General features: G+C 73.0%; 18 protein-coding genes. 5 read left to right on the forward strand and 13 right to left on the reverse strand.

Features of this window, described 5'->3' with window-relative positions; translation table 11 throughout:
- The first annotated feature begins 183 nt into the window (after positions 1 to 183).
- Complete coding sequence (locus ACZ49B_RS13445) at positions 184 to 462, forward strand: hypothetical protein (RefSeq protein ID WP_468304523.1); 279 nt, start codon at positions 184 to 186, stop codon at positions 460 to 462.
- Positions 463 to 472: 10 nt separating this feature from the next.
- On the opposite strand, the gene ACZ49B_RS13450 is transcribed toward ACZ49B_RS13445, so the two are convergent.
- The 3 genes from ACZ49B_RS13450 to ACZ49B_RS13460 form a co-directional block, all read right to left on the reverse strand.
- Positions 473 to 1,876, reverse strand: a complete 1,404-nt coding sequence (locus ACZ49B_RS13450; protein ID WP_468304526.1) for a L,D-transpeptidase — start codon at positions 1,874 to 1,876, stop codon at positions 473 to 475.
- 275 nt (positions 1,877 to 2,151) lie between these two features.
- On the reverse strand, positions 2,152 to 2,379 hold the full coding sequence (locus ACZ49B_RS13455; RefSeq protein ID WP_468304529.1) for a DUF6296 family protein: 228 nt from the start codon (positions 2,377 to 2,379) through the stop codon (positions 2,152 to 2,154).
- Between the two features lie 72 nt (positions 2,380 to 2,451).
- A complete protein-coding gene (locus ACZ49B_RS13460) occupies positions 2,452 to 3,117 on the reverse strand; it encodes a maltokinase N-terminal cap-like domain-containing protein (RefSeq protein ID WP_468304532.1) in 666 nt (221 codons plus the stop codon).
- A 186-nt stretch (positions 3,118 to 3,303) separates the two neighbouring features.
- Here ACZ49B_RS13460 and ACZ49B_RS13465 point away from each other — a divergent pair, with 186 nt between their 5' ends.
- Entirely contained in the window at positions 3,304 to 3,729 is a 426-nt protein-coding gene (locus ACZ49B_RS13465) for a guanyl-specific ribonuclease (protein WP_468304536.1), read from the forward strand.
- 30 nt (positions 3,730 to 3,759) lie between these two features.
- Here the strand turns inward: ACZ49B_RS13465 and ACZ49B_RS13470 are convergent, their stop codons facing one another.
- Together ACZ49B_RS13470 and ACZ49B_RS13475 are read right to left on the reverse strand one after the other, a co-directional pair.
- A complete protein-coding gene (locus ACZ49B_RS13470; protein WP_468304539.1) occupies positions 3,760 to 4,380 on the reverse strand; it encodes an L-threonylcarbamoyladenylate synthase in 621 nt (206 codons plus the stop codon).
- Positions 4,381 to 4,389: 9 nt separating this feature from the next.
- On the reverse strand, positions 4,390 to 5,112 hold the full coding sequence (locus tag ACZ49B_RS13475; protein WP_468304542.1) for a TetR/AcrR family transcriptional regulator C-terminal domain-containing protein: 723 nt from the start codon (positions 5,110 to 5,112) through the stop codon (positions 4,390 to 4,392).
- A 121-nt stretch (positions 5,113 to 5,233) separates the two neighbouring features.
- On the opposite strand from ACZ49B_RS13475, the gene ACZ49B_RS13480 reads away from it, so the two are divergent.
- Positions 5,234 to 5,980 (forward strand): DUF4386 domain-containing protein, encoded by a 747-nt coding sequence (locus tag ACZ49B_RS13480; protein ID WP_468304545.1) that lies wholly within the window; start codon positions 5,234 to 5,236, stop codon positions 5,978 to 5,980.
- Here ACZ49B_RS13480 and ACZ49B_RS13485 read toward each other — a convergent pair.
- The 6 genes from ACZ49B_RS13485 to ACZ49B_RS13510 form a co-directional block, all read right to left on the reverse strand.
- Positions 5,905 to 7,542, reverse strand: coding sequence for an FAD-dependent monooxygenase (locus tag ACZ49B_RS13485; protein WP_468304547.1), 1,638 nt, complete (start codon positions 7,540 to 7,542; stop codon positions 5,905 to 5,907). The two genes, ACZ49B_RS13480 and ACZ49B_RS13485, sit on opposite strands and share 76 nt — an antisense overlap.
- 285 nt (positions 7,543 to 7,827) lie before the next feature.
- On the reverse strand, positions 7,828 to 9,162 hold the full coding sequence (gene lysA, locus ACZ49B_RS13490) for a diaminopimelate decarboxylase (protein ID WP_468304550.1): 1,335 nt from the start codon (positions 9,160 to 9,162) through the stop codon (positions 7,828 to 7,830).
- Positions 9,163 to 9,177: 15 nt separating this feature from the next.
- Positions 9,178 to 9,540, reverse strand: a complete 363-nt coding sequence (locus ACZ49B_RS13495; RefSeq protein WP_468304553.1) for an SAV_915 family protein — start codon at positions 9,538 to 9,540, stop codon at positions 9,178 to 9,180.
- 216 nt (positions 9,541 to 9,756) lie between these two features.
- Positions 9,757 to 12,162 carry an ATP-binding cassette domain-containing protein gene (locus ACZ49B_RS13500; RefSeq protein WP_468304556.1) on the reverse strand — a complete coding sequence of 802 codons (2,406 nt, stop codon included), beginning with the start codon at positions 12,160 to 12,162 and terminating at the stop codon, positions 9,757 to 9,759.
- Between the two features lie 173 nt (positions 12,163 to 12,335).
- Positions 12,336 to 12,692, reverse strand: a complete 357-nt coding sequence (locus tag ACZ49B_RS13505) for a VOC family protein (protein ID WP_468304559.1) — start codon at positions 12,690 to 12,692, stop codon at positions 12,336 to 12,338.
- Between the two features lie 113 nt (positions 12,693 to 12,805).
- Entirely contained in the window at positions 12,806 to 13,834 is a 1,029-nt protein-coding gene (locus tag ACZ49B_RS13510) for a cation diffusion facilitator family transporter (protein ID WP_468304562.1), read from the reverse strand.
- 70 nt (positions 13,835 to 13,904) lie between these two features.
- Here ACZ49B_RS13510 and ACZ49B_RS13515 point away from each other — a divergent pair, with 70 nt between their 5' ends.
- Together ACZ49B_RS13515 and ACZ49B_RS13520 are read left to right on the forward strand one after the other, a co-directional pair.
- Positions 13,905 to 14,261, forward strand: a complete 357-nt coding sequence (locus ACZ49B_RS13515; RefSeq protein WP_468304565.1) for an ArsR/SmtB family transcription factor — start codon at positions 13,905 to 13,907, stop codon at positions 14,259 to 14,261.
- A 121-nt stretch (positions 14,262 to 14,382) separates the two neighbouring features.
- Complete coding sequence (locus ACZ49B_RS13520; protein WP_468304568.1) at positions 14,383 to 15,240, forward strand: alpha/beta fold hydrolase; 858 nt, start codon at positions 14,383 to 14,385, stop codon at positions 15,238 to 15,240.
- Between the two features lie 67 nt (positions 15,241 to 15,307).
- On the opposite strand, the gene ACZ49B_RS13525 is transcribed toward ACZ49B_RS13520, so the two are convergent.
- Together ACZ49B_RS13525 and ACZ49B_RS13530 are read right to left on the reverse strand one after the other, a co-directional pair.
- Positions 15,308 to 15,562, reverse strand: coding sequence for a hypothetical protein (locus ACZ49B_RS13525; RefSeq protein WP_468304571.1), 255 nt, complete (start codon positions 15,560 to 15,562; stop codon positions 15,308 to 15,310).
- Complete coding sequence (locus ACZ49B_RS13530) at positions 15,559 to 17,499, reverse strand: peroxidase family protein (RefSeq protein ID WP_468304573.1); 1,941 nt, start codon at positions 17,497 to 17,499, stop codon at positions 15,559 to 15,561. The genes ACZ49B_RS13525 and ACZ49B_RS13530 overlap by 4 nt, the downstream gene beginning before the upstream one ends.
- Between the last annotated feature and the right edge of the window lie 60 nt (positions 17,500 to 17,559).

A 17,559-nucleotide genomic window follows, 5' to 3' on the forward strand; every position in this document is an offset into this window, starting at 1 on the left:
GAACCCCCCCCCCCCCCTTCTTTGTTCTTTCCCCCCCCCCCCCAACCCCCCCAGGAAAGACGCACCCTCTCTCTCGGGTTTCCTCTCGCCCCCCCCCCCCGGGGCGTGGCCGGTCGTGATCTGGTGGGCGGCCGCCGACGCCACTACCCTGACGGCACGTCACGGGGTGGGGCAGGCGGGCGCGTGTCCGCGGCCAGTTCGGGGGATCAGGATCTGATGGTGCTTGCGTCGGCTGTCGACACGTGGCCCGTGTGGGGGAAGGTCATCGCGGGACTCCTCCTGCTCGGGGTCATCGGCCGGGTGACCCAGTTCCTCTTCAGGACGGACGTGTCCCGTGCGACCTACCTCAAGCGCGGAGACGCCTATGTGCCGGTGCGTACGAGGGGGAGCTGCGCGATGCAACTCGTCACGTTGGGGCTCTTCTTCGTTGCCCTTGTCGCGCTGGGAATCTGGCGTCCCTGAAGCTGTACGGTCATGTCAGGGGCCGCAGCCGGGAAGGGGCATGGCGGGACACCGCCGGGAGGGCGGCGGCCGAGACGGGCGCGGACGTGAGGGCGCTGCCCGCCTGCCAGGACCGCCAGTCCAGATTCCAGTCGCCGAAGCCGTTGTCGAACGGCGCCATCGGCTCGCCGCCGCTGTTCACCACCTGCACGACGTCCCCCTCGCGCACCGTCTGGAAGAACCAGGCGGCGTCCGCCATGCTCATGCCCGTGCAGCCGTGGCTCACGTTCTCCTCGCCCTGTGAAGCGACCGACCAGGGCGCGGCGTGCACGTACTCGCCGCTCCACGTCACCCGCGTCGCGTAGAACACCGGCAGGTCGTAGAACTCGGTCGTACCGCGCTTGATGCCGACCGTGTCCCCGCGCATCCGGACCTGGTACTCCTTGCGCAGCACGACCTTGACGCCGCTGCGGGTCCGGAATCCCTCCTTTCCGGTGGTCACCGGGATCGTCCGGATGACCCGTCCGTTGCGGCGTACGGTCATCTCGTGGGCGGCGGAGTCGGTGACCGCCTCGATCCGGTCCCCGATCGTGAACTCCGTGGAGTCGGAGGGGCCGCCGTAGCCGTGGGCGCCGACCTCGACCCCGTCGAGGCCGCTGGTCACGTGCACCTCGGCGTGCGCCGGCCAGTACGTACGCGGCCGGTAGTGCAGCGTCGAGTCGTCCACCCAGTGCCAGCCGCCCTCGACCGCCGGCTCCGAGGTCACCTGGAGCGCCCGCTCCACCCGTGCCCGGGCCGTGCGGTCGGTGGCGGGAACCGGCCGGCTCAGCGCGGCCGTCACGATCTGCCCCGCGCCGTACGTCCCGGGCCTCGGCCCGAACTCCACCGTGAGCCTGCCCCCGGCCGGGGGCGGCGCGGTCCGGAAGGCCATGGTGACGCCGACCGGCGTCCCGGCGGCGTCCTGTGCGCCGACCCGTACGGTGTAGAGCTCGCCGGCCCGCAGCGGCTCGGTGTTGGTCCAGTGGCGGCTCTTCGGGGCGAGGGTGCCGCCCACGTAGCGCCCGTGCCCGTCGCGGACGGTGACATCGGTGAGCTGCCCCGCCTCGGCGAGCGCGATCTCGAGCGGGCCGCCGGCGTTCGTGGGGAGGACGACCGTGCGCACCGACCCGTCGGCCGCGCGGGACGCGGGCCCCCGCAGCACCGACCCGGCGCCCCCGGCGGTGGCCCGTACGCGCTGCTGCCGCCAGCCGGTGCACAAACCGTCCCGGAAGCCCTCCACCGCGCACCGAGCGGCGATGCCGCCGTCACCCTCGTCCAGGGCCCGGCCGACGAGCAGGGTCAAGGAGGCGCCGGGGCCGCCGTCCGCCGACCCCTTGCCGTCCTGCTCCGGCGCCCGGTCCGGCGCCGCGGCGACCACGAGGACGGCGCCGGTCACGGCGGCCACCACACTCCACGCCCTGACCCTTCGTGCCCGTCTTGCCTTTCGCTCCTGTTGTGCACGGTGCGTCGATGACATCGCCACGCAGCCCTCCCAGCTCGCCCACGGCCCGATGGGAGCATCAAAACGATTGCGCGGCTAAATGATGATCATGCGCTCGGGGGGTGCGACCGAACGGGCACGCAAGAGAACTCGTACGGAGCAACGGGGAGCGGGCAACGGCGCAACCTAGGCGGCCCCGCCGCCACTTGCCGGTCCGGCCGCGAGTGGGATCAGGGCAGCGGCCGGACCCGGACCACGCGGGCCGGGTTCTGGCCGCCGCCGGAGGCCAGGATGCGTACCTCCTCCTGGTCGCTGATCTCCGCCCGGACGATGCCGGTCGGGTCCGTGTAGACCGGGTGGCCGCCGGGACCGGCCTGGCCGCTGGCCGTCACCACCACGACGTCCTCGCTCGTGTCCGGTCCTTCGGAAAACACCAGCTCGTAGCGCTCGGAACTCATCCGCGCCCTCCTCTGCCGGGCGAAAGAGCGTCCCCCACCTCCATGATGCGCGCCGCGCCCGGTGCGCGCCGCCTACGCGCGCACGACGGCGTACCGGCCGCGGGCCTTCGTGCCGTCCGGCAGCGTCCAGTCCGCGGTGACGTGGCCCAGCGGTTGCCCGGCGGGGTCGGCCTCCGCCGGTACGGGCCGCAGGACACGCTGCACGCTGATGGTCAGCTTCCCGGCGGGGGTCTGTACGAGCACGTCGGAGGTGTCCGGTCCGGCGGACACCTCCAGGACCGCGAGCGGCCCCGGGGCGCCGGCCCCCGCGGACCAGGCCGCGACGGACGGGTCGGGCCTGTCGCTCTCGCTCTGGGCCTGCGCCTCGGCCTCGCCGAGCACGAGCGCGTACAACCGGTCGACGAGCACCGGGTCGTGGGTCCCGTCGTAGATCCACCGGCGCCCCAGCACCCCGTGCTCGGAGGTGCCGATGAGGGCGTCCTCCGCCCCGTCGAGCGGGGCCCCGCGGTAGGTGAGGGGGACGAGGTACGTGACCGACCGGTCTCCCGCACCGTCGGTGACGGCCATGAACTCGATCCCGACCTCGCCCTGCGGGTCGTCGAGCCGGAAGCCCCCGGCCTTGGCCGGCTGCGGCGCACCGGCCGCGTCCGGGCCCTGGTACCAGGGCTGAGCGGGAAGCCAGGCAGCGAGCAGCTCCAGCTTTCCAGGGGTCATCGTGGTCCGGTGGACGACGGCCATGTGCGGCACCTCTCTCGGTCGACTGGTGATCATCCTGCCATCGGCGTCGCGAGGTGTCCCAGGTTGCGTCCGCCTCAACCGGGGGCGGCATCCGTGCCAAGGGCTGCACACCCCCGGTGAACAGGCAGGAAACTCAATGGAGTTGGCGTTGACGGCCGCTGCTCTACGCGCGTCATCATGGGCCGCATGAGAATCCCCCCACGCTTCGTGGCCCTCGCCGGCGCCGCGGCGGTCGCCGCCGCGCTCCTCACCGGACCGGCCGCCGCGGCGGCTCCCGCTCCGGCCTCCGCGCCCGTCTCCGTCGCCGCGGCCGCCTCCGCGGCAGCGGTCGGCAGCATCTGCTACTCGGCGCTGCCGTCCCAGGCGCACCACACCCTCGACCTCATCGACGAGGGCGGTCCGTTCCCGTACTCCCAGGACGGCGTCGTCTTCCAGAACCGTGAGCGGCTGCTGCCGCTCCACGGCAGCGGCTACTACCACGAGTACACGGTGGTCACCCCGGGCTCGCCGACCCGCGGCGCGCGCCGGATCATCACCGGACAGCAGTGGGAGGAGGACTACTACACCGCCGACCACTACGCGACGTTCCGGCGCGTCAACTTCGGCTGCTGACCGGCCCGTCCGCACGGCCTCCGGGCGGCGTCACTCGAAGCGCGTGGTGTCGCCCGCTCCGTGGCGTACGATCTCGGCGCCGCCGCCGGAGAAGTCGATGACGGTGGTCGGCTCGGTCCCGCAGTCGCCCGAGTCGACCACGATGTCCACCAGGTAGTCGAGCCGCTCCTTGATCTCCCAGCCCTGGGTCAGCGGCTCCGGCTCGTCGGGCAGGAGCAGGGTGCTGGACAGCAGCGGCTCGCCCAGCTCGGCGAGCAGGGCCTGGGTCACCGCGTGGTCGGGGATGCGTACGCCGACCGTCTTCTTCTTGGGGTGCATCAGCTGGCGCGGCACTTCCTTCGTCGCGGGGAGGATGAAGGTGTAACTGCCGGGCGTGGACGCCTTGATCGCGCGGAACACGTCGTTGTCGATCTGCACGAACTGGCCCAGCTGGGCGAAGTCCTGGCACACCAGCGTGAAGTGGTGGCGGTCGTCGAGGTTGCGGATGGACCGGATCCGGGCGAGGCCGTCACGGTTGCCGAGCTGGCAGCCCAGCGCGTAGCAGGAGTCCGTGGGGTACGCGACGAGCGCGCCGGAGCGGATGCTGTCAGCGACACTGCCGATGGTGCGCTGCTGGGGGTTCTCGGGGTGCACGTCGAAGTACTTGGCCATTGGCCGAGCCTACGCGATCAGGCCACCGGCGGTGAGCGAGCGACGGGCGCTCGATGTCCAGCCCTGCTGCCGGAGGCGTTCGAAGCCGTCCAGGAGCAGATCCAGAGCGAACTCGAACTCGAACTGATCGTCACAGCCGCCGCCCACGACGGAGTCCCCGTCGTGGGCGGCGGCCATGGCCAGCTCCGTGACGTGGGGGTAGGCCGCCGCGGCCTCCGCGGGCACGGCCGCCTGCCCCTCCGGACCGGGGCCGGGGGCGGCGTCGAACAGCTCCTGGGTGAATCCCAGCATGCGGCTGCCCAGCGCGTGCATCACGTGGTGCGTGAGATCGACGGAGAAGCCGCCGGCGCGGAACATCCCGATCACCGAGTCCATGTACGCGAGCACCGCCGGGGTGGGGCCGCTGCGTGACCGGATCACCTGAGCCGCCCACGGATGCCCCAGCAACGCCGCCCGTGCCGAGAGGATCCGCTGGCGGACCGCGCCCTGCCAGTCGGATCCGGGGGCCGGGGGGGCGATCTCGCCCACCACGGCCTCCACCATGCCGTCCAGGAGCTGTTCCTTGTTGGCGACGTGCTTGTAGAGGGCCATCGGCACCACGCCCAGCTCCTGGGCGAGCCTGCGCATGCTCAGCGCCTCGATCCCGATGCCGTCGGCCAGCGCGACGGCGGCGCGCAGCACCCGGTCCCTGCTCAGGGGCGCCCGGGGCGCAGCCTCCGTCTTCCGGGTCAATTCGATCAGCTCCCTCGTCGTGCGTGCCCGGGCAGGATTCCCGGCTTGACGAGTGTACGGCGTACACCTAACGTACGGCTCAGGTGTACGCCGTACACCTGAGAAGAGGGGTCGGTTCCGCATGAGCTCAACCAGGAAAATCGCCGTCGTGACGGGTGTGCTGTTCCTCGTCACCGAGGTCGCCGCGATCGGCGGGCTCGCGCTCTACGGCCCCGTGCTGCACGACGCCGACTACGTCCTCGGCGCCGGCGCCGACACCCGGGTGTTCCTCGGGGCACTCTTCGAGTTCGTCCTCGCGCTGGCGGTCACAGGAACCGGGGTCGCCCTCTACCCGGTCCTCAGGAGGCAGAACGAAGGCGCCGCGCTCGGCTACGTCTGCGGGCGCCTGCTGGAGGCGGCCGTCATCGTCGTCGGCATCATCAGCGTGCTGTCGGTGGTGACGCTGCGCAGGGACTCCGCGGGAGCGGCGGGCGCCGACGCCCCGTCCCTCGTCACGGCCGCCCACACCCTCGTGGCGCTCCACGACTGGATGTTCCTCTTCGGCCCCAACTTCGTCCTGGGCGCCAACACCCTCGTCCTGGCCTGCCTGATGTACCGCTCCCGGCTCGTCCCGCGGCCCGTCGCCGTACTGGGACTGGTCGGCGGCGCCCTGATCTGCGCCTCGGCGACCGCCGTGCTGTTCGGCCTCTACGAGCAGGTCTCGGTCGCCGGATCACTCGCCGCCCTCCCGGTGTTCGCCTGGGAAGTGACCCTGGCCGTCCGGCTCCTCGTCAAGGGGTTCAGCGAGCCCGCTCAGCCCCCGAACACCGCCGAGAAGTGGGCGAGCAGCCCCGCGGCGGTCGGCGGGCACAGCCTGGCGCCGAGGTAGCCGTCCGGCCGGACCACGAACGCCGCCGGCTCCCGTACCCCGTACATCCGGGCGAACTCGCCCCGGCCGTCCCGGTACACGGGCACCGGCGCCGGCCGGTCCGCCTCGGTGTCCGCGAGGATCGCGCACACCCCGACCCGGCCCGTTGCGAAGCCCCGTACCGCGGAAGTGAGTTCGGCGAGGCCGTCCAGCGCCGGGCCGGGCCCGTAGAGCAGCAGCACGTGCTCGCGGCCGCGCAGCAGGTCGAACAGCCGCATCGGATAGGCGGCGACGTCCCCGGCGAGCCCGCCGCAGTCCGGTGCCCGGTCGCCGGGCTGCGGCCCGGGTCCTTCGGCGTCGCCCGGTCCCGCCGCCCGTACGAGGGGGCTGCCGCGGTAGCCGACGAGCAGCTGGGCCTGGCGCATCATCAGTGTGTCCGCGTCCTCCGGATCGGCCTGGACGCCCTCGGCGGCGTGCCGGACCGTACGGCCGACGACCTCCTCGCCCACCGGCCGGCGCTCGGCGTCGTAACTGGACAGCAGCCCCGGAGCCCCGGCACCCTGCACGGCCAGCGCCAGTTTCCAGGCCAGGTTCCAGGCGTCCTGGATCCCGGTGTTCATGCCCTGCGCCCCGGTCGGCGGGTGGATGTGCGCCGCGTCCCCCGCCACGAAGACCCGCCCCTCCCCGTAGCGGTCCACCAGCCGGTGGCTGATCCGGAACACCGACGACCAGCGCATGGCCGACGCCGTCGTGGGCTGCGGGGACAGCCGGTCCAGAACGGCCTGGATGTGCCCGAGTTCGGGGGCCCGGCCGCCCTCCAGGCCGTGCACCACCGCGTCACCGCCCTGCGGGGGAGCGGCGGAGAGCTCGGGCGGCACCATCATCGACACCCGGTAGCGGCGGTCGCCGGGCAGGGGGATGCACACCAGCACGTCGTCGACGGCGCCCCGGGCGTCGTGGTGCATCGCCCGCACCCCGTACGCGTACGGCAGGTCCCAGTCGACCTCAACGTCGGCGAGCATGTACTCCTCGGGGAAGGCGCCGCCCTCGAAGGCCAGGCCGAGCCCCTTGCGGACGATGCTGTGCGCGCCGTCGCAGCCCACCAGGAAGCGGCTGCGGACCTCCTCCTCCCCGGCGGGAGTGGTGAGGCGGCTGGTCACCCCGTCGGCGTCCTGGACGAACGACACCAGCTCGGTGCCCCGCTCGATGCGCGTCCCGAGGCCCTCCAGGAACTCCTCGATGATCCGCTCGGTCTCGTACTGCGGCAGTGCGGCGAAGCGGTACGGCACCTCGGGCGGCAGCACCAGGTCCAGCCGGGGCTGCTCCACGCCGTTCACGTACGTCAGCTGCCCCCGCATCGGGACGGCCGCCTCCAGGGCGGCCCGGACGAAGCCCATCCGGTCCCAGATCTCCAGGGTCCGCGGCTGGATCCCCACCGCCTTCGCGTACGGCAGCCTCGCCGGGAGCCGGTCGACGACACGGCAGGCGATCCCGCGCCGCCGCAACTCGGCGGCCGCCGTCAGCCCGACCGGGCCGGCGCCTGCCACCAGGACGTCCGCAGCTGCTCCATCGGTGTGCACCATCGGCGCCTCCCGGGCGGGGTCCCCGTTCGAACGATCTCCCTCCATGGTGGCCCGGGGGCCCGCGCCCGGCGATCGGACCGGATGCCGGAACCGCGCCGGCGCCGGCGGCCGAGGGGGTGTCCGCAAAGTCCTGCCTGGCCCGCGGTGTCTGCTGCCGCACCTCGCCGTGTTGTCGGGGCGCCCGAGTAGGTCCGGTACTCGGGCGCCCCTCCGCCTTGCGCTGCACGACACCAGACGCCGCGGGCGGCGCTCTTCGGGCGCCCGGCACAACTTTACGGACACCCCCTAGTCGCCGACGTCGCGGCGGCGGAAGTCGTCGAGGGTCTCGCGGCGTACGAGGAGCCGGGCCGTGCCGTCGTCGACCGCGACGACCGGGGGGCGGCCGACCATGTTGTAGCCCGAGGCCATGGACTGCTGGTAGGCGCCGGACACGGGGACGGCGAGGAGGTCTCCGGGGTGGACGTCGGCGGGGAGTTCGACGTCGGCGGCGAGGACGTCGCCGGCCTCGCAGTGGCGGCCGACCACGGTGGCGGTGCGGGGGTCGGCGGTGGAGCGGCGGCCGATGAGGCGGGGTGCGTAGCGCGCGCCGTAGAGGGCCGGGCGGGGGTTGTCGCTCATGCCGCCGTCGACGGCGACGAACGTCTGCTCTCCGGTGCGTTTGACGGCGAGGACGCGGTAGAGGGCCACTGCGGCGGGGCCGACGATGGCGCGCCCGGGTTCGATGGCCAGGCGGGGGACGGTGAGTCCGGCCGCGGCGCAGCTTTCCAGGAGCTCGGCGCGGAGCCGGCGGGCGAGGGTGGTGAGGTCGAGTGCGGGCTCTCCGGGCCGGTAGGCGATGCCGTGGCCGCCGCCCATGTCGAGTTCGGGGAGCGTGATGCCGTGGCTGTCGCGGATGCGGGCCATGAGGCCCACCATGCGGCGCAGGGCGCAGGCGTACGGTTTCACGTCGGTGATCTGGGAGCCGATGTGGCAGTGCAGGCCGACCAGTTGGAGCTGTGGCTGGCCGAGGATGCGGGTGACGGCGTGCTGGGCGGAGCCGTCGGTGAGGGACAGGCCGAACTTCTGGCCGTCGGTGCCGGTGCGGATCTTCTCGTGGCCGCCGGCCGAGATGCCGGGGACCACGCGGACCAGTACCTTCTGGTGTCCGGTCGGGCCGACGGCGGCGGCCAGGCGGGCGATCTCGGAGGGGCTGTCGATGACGATCCGGCCGACGCCGAGGCGTAGTGCGGTGTCGATGTCGCGGGGTGATTTGGCGTTGCCGTGCAGGAGGATGCGCTCCGGCGGGAACCCGGCGGTGACGGCGAGTTCGAGTTCGCCGGCCGAGCAGACGTCGAGTCCGAGGCCTTCCTCGGCAATGCGGTGGGCCATGGCGCGGGAGAGGAAGGCCTTGGCGGCGTAGAGGACTTCGGCGTCGGGGAAGGCGTCGCGGTAGGTGCGGCAGCGGGTTCGCACCTCGCCCTCGTCCAGTACGTAGGTCGGGGTGTCGAAGCGGTCGGCGATCTCGGTCAGCGAGACCCCGCCGACGGCGAGGCCGCCGTGCGGAAGCCGGGTCGTCGACGCAGGCCAGACGGACAACTCGTCGGCGCCCGCGGCGATCTCGGACCGTGTGGCAGTGGTCATGGAACTTCTCCCCCCTCAGACGGCCTGGGCCGGTAGCCGGCCCGGCCCGAGCGGCGCGGCCGCGGCCGCCGGAGCGGGCGCCGGAGTGGCCGACGCAGCCGACAGCGTCGGGTCGACGGTGATCAGGCCCGCGCCGAGCGGCTCGCACAGCTCACGCAGCACCGACTCCGACAGCCGGATGCAGCCCTGGGCCTCGCCGAGCGTGGCGGCCAGCCGGCCCGTACTGGTGAATCCGACGGCCGTACGGTCGCCCAGCGGAGTACGGAACAGCCGGATCACCGCCCCGGCTCCACTTCCCGGCCGGACGGGCACGTACAGGAGCCCGGCCGGGACCCGTTCCTCGGGCTCGGGATCGTCTTCGTACCGGAACAGACACATGGGGCCCTCCCTGAGGAACCGCAATCAGCGACGGGTGACGCCCCGACTGCGGGGAGGCGGTCCGGGGCGCGACACCGAAGCTATCCCCGGCCGCCCGCTCTTCGCGCCGGCCCCTGACGCCACCTTGACGGAAAACGGCCGAGTCCATACACGCCACTGACGCACGCCCGGCCCGGCCCGGCTCGCAGGGCCGGGCGGCCGGCGCGTGCGCCGCGGTCAGGCCCCGACGTACGCCGCGAGGTGCTCGCCCGTGAGGGTGGAGCGGGCGGCGACGAGGTCGGCGGGTGTGCCCTCGAAGACGATCTTGCCGCCGTCGTGGCCGGCGCCGGGGCCGAGGTCGATGATCCAGTCGGCGTGCGCCATGACCGCCTGGTGGTGCTCGACGACGATGACCGACTTCCCGGAGTCCACCAGCCGGTCGAGCAGGCCGAGCAGCTGCTCCACGTCGGCGAGGTGCAGGCCGTTGGTCGGCTCGTCGAGGACGTAGACGCCGCCCTTGTCGGACATGTGGGTGGCCAGCTTGAGCCGCTGCCGCTCGCCGCCGGACAGGGTCGTGAGCGGCTGGCCGAGGCTGAGGTAGCCGAGCCCGACGTCGGCGAGCCTGCCCAGGATGCGGTGCGCGGCCGGGGTGTGCGCCTCGCCGGCGCCGAAGAACTCCTCGGCCTCGGTCACCGACATCGCCAGCACCTCGCTGATGTCGCGGCCCCCGAGGTGGTACTCGAGCACCGATGCCTGGTACCGCTTGCCCTCGCACTCCTCGCACGGGGTGGCGACCCCGGCCATCATCGCCAGGTCGGTGTAGATGACACCCGCGCCGTTGCACGTCGGGCAGGCGCCCTCGGAATTGGCGCTGAACAGCGCCGGCTTCACCCCGTTGACCTTCGCGAACGCCTTGCGGATCGGCTCGAGCAGCCCCGTGTACGTCGCCGGGTTGCTCCGCCGCGAGCCGCGGATCGCGGTCTGGTCGATCGACACCACCTCCGCGCCCGCAGGCCCCGATTTTCCGGGCAGTGATCCGTGGACGAGCGAGCTCTTGCCCGAGCCGGCGACTCCGGTCACGACCGTGAGCACCCCGAGCGGGATGTCGACGTCGACGTCCCGCAGGTTGTTCGCCGTCGCACCGCGGATCTCCAGCGCGCCGGTCGCCGTACGCACCTTCTCCTTGACGGCTGCCCGGTCGTCGAGATGGCGGCCGGTGAGCGTCCCGCCGGCCCGCAGCCCCTCGACGGTGCCCTCGAAGCAGACGGCGCCGCCCGCTGGTCCCGCGCCGGGGCCGAGGTCGACGACATGATCGGCGATCGCGATCATCTCCGGCTTGTGCTCCACGACGAGCACCGTGTTGCCCTTGTCCCGCAGCCGCAGCAGCAGGTCGTTCATCCGCTGGATGTCGTGGGGGTGCAGGCCCGCCGTGGGCTCGTCGAAGACGTACGTGACGTCGGTGAGCGAGGAACCGAGGTGGCGGATCATCTTGACGCGCTGCGCCTCGCCGCCGGACAGCGTGCCCGCCGGCCGGTCCAGTGCCAGGTAGCCGAGCCCGATCTCCACGAACGAATCGAGGGTCTGCCGGAGGGCGTCGAGCAACGGCGCCACCGACGGCTCGTCGAGGCCGCGGACCCACTCGGCCAGGTCGCTGATCTGCATCGCGCAGGCGTCGGCGATGCTGATCCGCTTGATCTTCGAGGACCGGGCCCCCTCGCTGAGCCGGGTGCCGTCGCACTCGGGACAGACGGTGAAGGTGACCGCCCGCTCCACGAAGGCCCGGATGTGCGGCTGCATCGCCTCCTTGTCCTTGGACAGGAACGACTTCTGCAGCTTGGGGATCAGCCCCTCGTAGGTGAGGTTGACACCGTTGACCTTCACCTTGACGGGCTCGCCGTACAGGAAGGCCTGCATCTCCTTCTTGGTGTACTTGCGGATCGGCTTGTCCGGGTCGACGAATCCGGACTGGGCGTAGACCTGTACGGTCCACTGGCTGTCCGACTTCCAGCCGGGGATGGTGAACGCGCCCTCGGAGAGCGACTTGGAGTCGTCGTACAGCTGGGTGAGGTCGATGTCCGAGACCGAACCGCGGCCCTCGCAGCGGGTGCACATGCCGCCGGTGCGGTTGAAGGTCGCCTTCACCGTCTGCTTGGCCCCGCGCTCGACGGTGATCGCACCGCTCGCCCGGACCGAGGGGACGTTGAAGGCGTACGCGCTGGGCGGGCCGATGTGCGGGGTGCCGAGCCGGCTGAAGAGGATGCGCAGCATCGCGTTGGCGTCCGTGGCGGTGCCGACGGTGGAGCGCGGGTCTGCGCCCATCCGCTGCTGGTCGACGATGATCGCGGTCGTCAGTCCTTCGAGGACGTCGACCTCGGGCCGTGCCAGCGTCGGCATGAAACCCTGTACGAAGGCGCTGTAGGTCTCGTTGATCAGCCGCTGCGACTCCGCGGCGATCGTGTCGAACACCAGAGAGCTCTTGCCCGAGCCGGAGACGCCCGTGAACACGGTCAGGCGGCGCTTCGGGATCTCGATGCTGACGGCCTTGAGGTTGTTCTCGCGTGCGCCGTGCACGCGGATCAGGTCGTGGCTGTCGGCACCGTGCAGCGCAGGCGACTGCGCGTCCGTCCCCGTGGCCTTGCTCATCGTGTCTCCATCTGCTCAGCGGAGGCCGCCTTCGCGCACCCCGTCGTCGTCGCCCGCTCGATCCAACCAGCTTCCGGCCCGTACGTCCGGCCCTTCTGCGCTTCGGCCCGCACGGCCGCCGACGCCCCGGCCGTGCGGTGCGCCCGGCCGAGGCGTCGCAGGACACATGGTCCTCAGCGGTCCTGGAGCAGCCCGAGGACGTTGCCGTCCGGGTCGGTGAAGGTGGCCACCAGGCGGCCGCCGCCGACGTCGTGCGCGGGCTCCTTCACGGTGGCGCCCGCGGCGGTCACCTCGGCGAGCTTCGCCTCGATGTCCGGCACGTGCCAGTAGGCGACCGGAGAGGTCATGCCCTGCGGGCCGCCGCCCGGCACCAGTCCGATGTGCTGGCCCTCGGCCTCGAAGCCGACGTAGTACTCCGAATCGGCCTGCGGCTCCACGCCGAGCAGCGCGGCGTAGACCGCCTTGGCCTTCGCCAGGTCGGAGACGGGGTGCAGCACGGTCTTGATTCCCTGGGTGGACGAGCTGGTCATGGTCGCTCCTGGAGTCGCGGGGGTCGGGGGACGGTGAGGTCCATGTCGGCCACGCTAGCCGCGGCCGCCGGGCCCGCGCTTCTCGAATCCTGACCGGTCCGGTCGCCCGCTCCTCACCGTCCGCCGTGGTGGGCGAGGGCCGCGTGCGGGTCGCCGTGGTCGGCGGTGTGGTCGATGTGCACGGTGGCGGCGGTCAGCCGGGGGACGGCGTGGATGAGCGCGTGCTCCGCTTCGACGGCCAGGGCGTGTGCCTGCACCACCGTGAGGTGTGGGTCGACGACGATGTCGGCCTCGGCGCGCAGCGCGTGCCCGATCCACCGCATGCGGACCTGGCCCGTGCCTCGTACTCCGGCCACGCCCAGCAGCGCGTCGTGCGCGGTGTCGACCAGACTCGGATCGACCGAGTCCATCAGGCGCCGGCAGACCTCGCGCGCGGCATCCCGCACCACCAGGAGGATGGCCCCGGTGATGAGCAGGCCGACGATCGGGTCCGCGCTCTGCCAGCCGAGCGCGGCGCCGCCCGCGCCGAGCAGGACGGCGAGGGAGGTGAACCCGTCGGTGCGGGCGTGCAGCCCGTCGGCGACGAGCGCCGCGGAACCGATCCGGCGGCCGGTGCGGATCCGCAGCCGGGCCACCCACTCGTTGCCGAGGAAACCGACCACCGCGGCGCCCGCGACGGCCCACAGCCCGGTGATCTCGCGGGGGTGCAGGAGCCGGTCCACGGCCTGGTAGCCGGCCAGGACGCAGGAGGCGGCGATGGTCAGGACGACGACGATGCCGGCCAGGTCCTCGGCGCGCCCGTAGCCGTAGGTGTAGCGGCGGTTCGCCGCGCGCCGGCCGAGGACGAACGCGATGCCGAGGGGTACGGCGGTCAGCGCGTCGGCGGCGTTGTGGACGGTGTCGCCGAGCAGGGCCACCGACCCGGACGCGGCGACGACGCAGGCCTGGACGGCCGTGGTCAGGCCCAGGACGCCCAGGGACAGCCACAGCGTGCGCATGCCCTGGCGGGAGGTCTCCATCACCGGGTCGACCTTGCCGGACGCCGCGTGGCCGTGCGGGGTGAACGCGTGCGCGAGGTGCGAGAGCCGGTGCCGCAGCCGCGCGCGGAACGACCCGTGGTGGTGCTCGTGGTGGTGGCTCACGGCGTGCTCGCTTTCGACGAGGACGACAGGGAAGGGTGGACGGACGCACCCACCCGCCTATTATGTGCGTATGAGCGCACGCATGCACCTATCACCTGCGCAGGATTCGCACCCGCAAGAGCCTGGCCCGCCGGCCTTCGAGGCCGCCGCCGGGATCCTGGGTCTGCTCGCCGACCGCACCCGCCTCGCCCTCCTGCACGCCCTGGCCTCGGACGAAGCCGATGTCGGCACCCTGGCCGCGGCGGTGGGAGCGGCCCGGCCGGCCGTCAGCCAGCACCTGGCCCGGCTGCGGATGTCGGGGCTGGTGACCACCCGCAAGGAGGGCCGCCGCGTGGTGTACGCCCTGACCGACGACCACCTGCGGCGCCTCGTCGCCGAGGCGCTCGCCGCAGCCGGGCCCGATCGCCCCGGTCGCGGCAGGGTGTGACACTGGGTGGGTGTCCGGAGGACGCCGGGTCCTGGCTGGTGCGGTCACCGTCGTGGCAACTCTCGCGCTCGCCGCGGGCGGCGGCCCGGCCGCGGCAACGCCCACGGCTACGACGACGGTCATGGCTACGGCTACGGCGACCGTCGCCCCGGGCGACCCCTCCGGTGATCCCTCCCGCCCGGTGCCCGTCGGCGGCGGCCGCCGCATCCAGCTGGAGTGCCGGGGAACGGGGTCCCCGACCGTCGTGCTCGTCTCCGGGACGGGCGGCGCCGGGGACGAGTGGACCCATGTCGTGGACCCGGCCGCCCCGGCGGCCGGCCTGAAACCCAGTGCGGCGGCGGTGCTTCCCACGGTCGCCTCGTTCACGCGGGTGTGCGCCTACGACCGCCCCGGGACCACGCGGGCCGACGGAAAGCCGACCTCCTCGACCCCGGTGCCCCAGCCCACCACGGCGCGAGCGGGGGTGCAGGACCTGCGGGCGGTGCTCTCCGCCGCCGGCGAGCACGGGCCGTACGTGCTGGTCGGCGCCTCCTGGGGGGCGATGATCGCCGAACTCTTCGCACGCACCGACTTCCCCCGGGTGTCCGGCCTCGTCACCGTCGACGGCGCGTCGCCCTACCTGAGGGACACCCTGACGCCGGCCCGGTGGTCGGGCTGGATGCACAAGATCGACGCGATGGACCCCGGCAAGGGCCGCGAAGTGCCCGACTACGAGGCCTCCGTGGCGGAGATCCGCAGCGCGCCCCCGATGCCGCACCCCCTGCCCGCCGCCGTGCTGACCTCCGACGAGCCGTGGGACCTCGAGGTCGGCGACAGCGGATCGACCTGGCCGGCCTGGCGCGCCGCCCAGGACGACCTCGCCCGCGAACTCCACGCCCGGCACATCACCGACACCGACAGCGGACACGGCATCGCGGTCGAGCGGCCCCGGCTGGTCGCGGACGCCGTGCACGAGGTGGTGGACGAGGCGCGGAAGTAGCGCGGAAGTGCCGCGGAAGTGGCGCGGAGCCCGTGGGCCCGGTTCGCGGGGGAGCCGGGCCCGGCCGTCAGCGGGTGCCTGCGGCCGCGTCCAGCTGTTCCGCGGACCGGGTCAGACCGGCCGCCGCCGTCGCGCAGCGGTCGGCCAGGGCCTCGATCCGCCACCGGAAGGCCTCGGCCTGCGGACCCCTCCAGTCCAGCGCCACGGCCCCCGCCCGCAGCCGCTCCGCGTGCCGGAGCAGCGCCGCGGAGTGAGCCCGCAGCCCCTCGGCGGGCTCGTACCGCTGCTGCTGCTCCGTGCGCGGCGCGGGAACGGCGCTCACAGGGCCCTCCAGGGTGCGAAGGCGTTGGTCACGCCGTCGAGGGCCGGGGCCAGTTCCGGGTGGTGGCGCAGCAGGACGGACACCATGGAGTTCCGGTCCACCCACTCCAGTCCCTCCGCCGTGTAGACCTCGGGCCGGTAATCGGTGGTGAAGAAGCGGTCGCTCTTGAGCCGCCTGCTCGCCATCAGGATGAAGATCCGGAAGAGGGAGTCGCTGAAGCCGAAACCGTCCGGCCGCGGCTCGGCGAGATTGCCGACCAGGGTGTCCACCCGGTCCAGGCGCCCCTCGTACAGCTCCTTCAGCAGCGGAGTGTCGCCCGGATGCCCGCCCGTCAGCTCCTCGAAGGAGGTGACCGGGCGCTTGCGCAACATCTGCCGGTAGGCGTTGTAGCGGGGGATCCCGCGCTCGCGGTCGCGCAGGATGTCGACGGTGCCCAGGTCGATGTGCTCGCCGGTGAGCCGGGCCAGATTGCGCAGCGCGTCCGGGTGGTTGTGCAGGACGAGGGCGCCCGGGTGGGCGGTGCCGAAGCTGTAGAACAGGTCGCTCATGCCGTACGCGTCGACCGCCGTACGGGTGCGCGCGCCCTGCATGTCGTCGAAGCCGATCGTCGCGCGGACGGCGCCCGCACGGTGGTCGCGGACGGCCAGCTCGTCGGGGATCAGCGGGTGCAGCCGGTACGCGGAGACGAACTCCTCCGTCATCGAGAAGGGCGCCGCGTGGTGGTCGGTCGGGGAGCCCAGGATGCCGCTGAGCATCTCGCCCTTGCCGAGCCGCCCGTACGTCCGGCTGACCCAGCGCGGCAGCACCCCGTACCAGTTGGCGTCCATCGCGTGCCGCAGCACCGGCGTGTCCAGGATGCCCGGCGTCCACTCCACCGTGTGGATCTTCGCCATCAGTGCGGTGTTGACCAGCCGCGCGGTGTGGAAGAGCCGCTCGTCGTCCCATGTCGGGTAATGGGCGCGCAGGTAGTCGCAGATCGCGTTGTGCTCCTTGGCGAACAGCGTGTGCAGCAGCGACAGGCCCGTCCAGTAGTCGCTGTTCATGCCGGTCCAGTCCAGGCAGGACTTCCCGGGCCGCGGATCGGCGGGCAGCCGGCCGTCCTCCACGATGAGCCGCCCGTGCTCGCCCGTGCGCAGCGCCCGGCAGCGGGCCTCGTCGGAGCCGTAGATCTGCGAGCCGTCCCACCAGTGCGTGACGGTGTTCTCGTACGTGGGCGGCGCACCGGCCGCGGTGTGGGCGACCGGGTCGGGGCGCGTGCGGTTCACGCGCATCGGGCAGGTGCCGCCGTGCTCGGCCCAGTCGTCGTCCTCGGCGAGCGGGACGGTGAACGGCTCGGCCTCCTCGTTGTCGCCGTGGTTGGCCCAGCCGTGGTTCTCGAACTGGATCCAGGCGGCGGCCAGGAGGTTGAGCGTGGGCGCGGGCACGAACCCCTTGCGGGCCAGCAGCTGCCTGCTGATCTCGCGCGGGCTCGGCGACATCAGCTCCTCGTCGGAATCCGGGAACACCAGGTGCAGCGGGGCGTTGCGGTCCAGCCGGGTGCCGACCCGGCCCATGTCCTCGTCGTACGGGTCGTAGCCCGAGCCGTCGTACGAGCGGTAGGGCGCGAGCGCCCGGGTCGGACGCCGGCGGCGCTCCCCGCCCGCGTCGTACGTGTCGTACAGGTTCTTGCGCCGCAGGTCGTCGCGGAGCACCCGGAGGTTCAGCAGCCCCAGGGGGAGCGGCAGTTCGTGCCATGCGCGGGTGCGGTTGACACGGGCGAAGGCGGCCGAGCCGAGGCGTTCGAGGAGCCCGGGCGGGCCGTACGCGGGAGCCTGGCCGGGGCCGGCGGCCTGCGCGGGACCGGCAGCCTGGGCGGGAAGGGCCGCGTCGGCGGCCGGGGCCGCCGGGGTCCCCTCGCGCGGGGCCGCGGTCTGCTCGGTGGAGGTGGAGTCGGTCATGGTGTTCCTCAGCGGTCGGCGGACAGGGGTGTGGGGACGGGGAGGGGCGGGGCGGGTTCG

The organism is Streptomyces sp. NPDC031132, from assembly GCF_055570595.1.